The following is a 2,720-nucleotide window of genomic DNA, read 5'->3' on the forward strand; positions in this document are numbered from 1 at the left end:
ATATTTGATTACTTCTCAATATTTCCGACATAGCAGCGCCTGTATTGTTCACAGTCTTCAAGGAATTTCAAAAATCTCAGCAAATCAGAGCATTTTTCTCTCACCAGAGACATAAAAGAGCGCTAGTGGTGTCGGTGGATTTGCCACTCTGTGGATGTGCGATCGAGGCGACACCTGCGAAGCCGTATCTAGGATTTAAGCTAGATTTAGACCCCGTTCAACTCTGTGACATCATTGCTCAAACTAACCCAGGCATGAGTAAGAAAGAAAACTCGGTTAGAGGCTGGTTCATCAGCGATGCCGATCCATCGTTGATTGATTGTGCTATCAGGCTGACACGGCTTTTGGACACACCGCAGGATATTCCATTCCTAGCACCAATGATCGTCCGCGAAATCTACTACCGTTTGCTAATTGGTGAACAAGGTGAAGCAGTTCGCCAAATTGCCACATCGGGCAGCAATATGCAGCGCATTGCTGAAGTGATAAAACTTATCAAGGCTGATTTTACAAAGCCACTGCGGGTTGAGGATCTAGCTCTTCAAGCCAATATGTCTCCTTCCTCGTTCCATCGCCATTTCAAAGAAGTCACCTCCATGAGTCCGCTGCAATATCAAAAGCAATTAAGACTATTGAAAGCGCGTCACCTGATGCTTGCCGAGAATGCCGATGCGACCCATACTGCCTATCAGGTGGGGTATGAAAGTCCTTCACAGTTTAGTCGCGAATATTCTCGGATGTTTGGTGCGCCTCCTATGAAGGACATTGAACGATTACGAATAGCTTGAGCAAAGACTGTGAGTTCGCTACAGCAAACTGCAAACATCCAGAGATATAGCTTTTAATTTATAAGAAGTAAGTTGATCAATATAAATTTGTGTATGAGAGCCAAATGTTAAAAGAACTTCACCTCCAACAAGTTGGTCCAGCTGCCCATTTTGATGTCGCATTTGCCGATAGGCTCAATATATTTACTGGTGATAATGGTTTAGGTAAAAGTTTTTTACTCGATATTGCTTGGTGGGTGATGACTACAAATTGGGCGGAGCAACCAGCGTACCCACAGCGAGTCAGAGGTGAAAATCCGCAAATTACAGCCGTAGTTAGCAATAAAAAAAATATAAGAGAGTATCAGAGCCAGTTTGATTTTTCTGAACAGCAATGGCGTAATTTACAAATGCCTCCTTTATTAAAAGAGGTAGTTATTTATGTGCGGGTTGATGGTAGTTTTTCTGTTTTTGACCCTGCTCGCCAACGCGATATTGCTTATAATTTTAATCCAAATACACTTTGGAATGGATTAAAGTCAAAAGATAAAGTTATTTGTAATGGTCTAATTCAAGATTGGGTTACATGGCAGAATCAACCCAATAAATATCCATTTGAACTCTTTTCTAATGTCATTAAAAAACTTGCACCTCACCCTTCCGAATGGATAGAAGTGGGAGAAACAACGCGAGTTTCTATTGAAGACGTGCGCGATATTCCTACAGTTAACCTACCTTACGGGAATGTTCCTGTCACTCAAACATCAGCCGGAATGAAGCGTATTTTGGGACTAGCTTATTTACTAGTGTGGACTTGGTACGAACATAAAAAAGCTTCCGAACTGCGACAACAAAAGCCAGTAAATCAGATAGTTTTACTAATTGATGAAATTGAATCTCATTTGCATCCTCGTTGGCAGAGGGTGATTTTACCAGCTATTTTATCTGTGGTGACAGAATTACAACCCAGGATGAAGATACAGGCTTTAGTAACTACTCATTCTCCACTTGTTCTTGCTTCCTTAGAGCCAAATTTTCATGAGCAAGAAGATCAACTATTTTTATTTAAATTACAAGATAGAGAGGTTAGCCTTGACGAAGTACCTTGGTCAAAACAAGGGGACATAGTTGGATGGTTAACCTCAGACATTTTTGGACTCAAACAAGCCCGTTCCAAAGAAGCAGAAATTGCAATTGAAGCAGCAGAGGCTTGGATGCGTGATGATGATATGAATACGTTTCCAGAAAATCTGAGAATACCAACACAAATTCATCAGGAACTTCAAAGAGTTTTACCAGGACATGACCCATTTTGGCCCCGTTGGATAGTTACAACGGAGAAAAGAAATTTTGGGTTATCAGAGGTATAACACAGATGATGCCATTTAACCCTCCTCCAGAACCGCCTGATTTTGATAAAAAAGTGCGACAACCAGGAAATGCTTGGTTGGCAAAAAACCCAGATTCCAAAAAAGGAACCAGAGATTATTGGTCGCCTTTCAAAAGTTATTTAGCTGATGGATTTAGTAATCTGTGTGGCTATAGCGTAATGTATGAACCAGTTGGTACAGTAGATCATTATCGCAGCCGTGAAAATTATCGCAATTTAGCTTATGAATGGAGCAATTTACGCTTTGCTTCTGCTTGGATAAACAGTAGTAAAGGTACGCTTGATGACCAGGTACTTGACCCTTTGGATTTGGGAGAAGATTGGTTTGAAATTTTACTTCCTTCCCTACAATTAGTATTAACAGATAAAGTTCCTCCGCAACAACGTCAAAAGGCGGAATTTACTTTGGAACGGTTGCGGTTACGGGATGATGAAAGACTGGAGTTTAGACTAAGCTATACAAAATGACCCAGCAGGGCTGAGTTAATCAGAGACTTAGCAAAAGTATGAATAATCTAAGGTATTAAACAGCAACAGATGCTTCTTTACGTGGTGGAGTTACT

General features: G+C 40.8%; 3 protein-coding genes. All 3 read left to right on the top strand.

What is annotated here, in order from left to right:
* Positions 1-44: 44 nt before the first annotated feature.
* The 3 genes from LC653_RS45565 (at position 45) to LC653_RS45575 (ending at position 2,625) form a co-directional block, all read left to right on the top strand.
* Positions 45-788 carry an AraC family transcriptional regulator gene (locus LC653_RS45565; protein WP_229501801.1) on the top strand — a complete coding sequence of 248 codons (744 nt, stop codon included), beginning with the start codon at positions 45-47 and terminating at the stop codon, positions 786-788.
* A 104-nt stretch (positions 789-892) separates the two neighbouring features.
* Positions 893-2,137: an AAA family ATPase gene (locus LC653_RS45570; protein ID WP_229501802.1), complete on the top strand. Its 1,245-nt coding sequence runs from the start codon at positions 893-895 to the stop codon at positions 2,135-2,137.
* A gap of 5 nt (positions 2,138-2,142) precedes the next feature.
* The gene (locus LC653_RS45575; protein ID WP_229501803.1) at positions 2,143-2,625 is read left to right on the top strand and encodes an HNH endonuclease family protein; all 483 of its coding nucleotides are present in this window, start codon (positions 2,143-2,145) and stop codon (positions 2,623-2,625) included.
* Positions 2,626-2,720 lie beyond the last annotated feature (95 nt).

Source organism: Nostoc mirabile CHAB5784, assembly GCF_020829645.1.
Taxonomy (GTDB): Bacteria; Cyanobacteriota; Cyanobacteriia; order Cyanobacteriales; family Nostocaceae; genus Nostoc; species Nostoc mirabile.

Bases quoted from the DNA above. Each gene is read 5' to 3' on its own strand.
- LC653_RS45570 (WP_229501802.1), top strand. From the start codon at position 893: ATGTTAAAAGAACTTCACCTCCAACAAGTTGGTCCAGCTGCCCATTTT.
- LC653_RS45575 (WP_229501803.1), top strand. From the start codon at position 2,143: ATGATGCCATTTAACCCTCCTCCAGAACCGCCTGATTTTGATAAAAAA.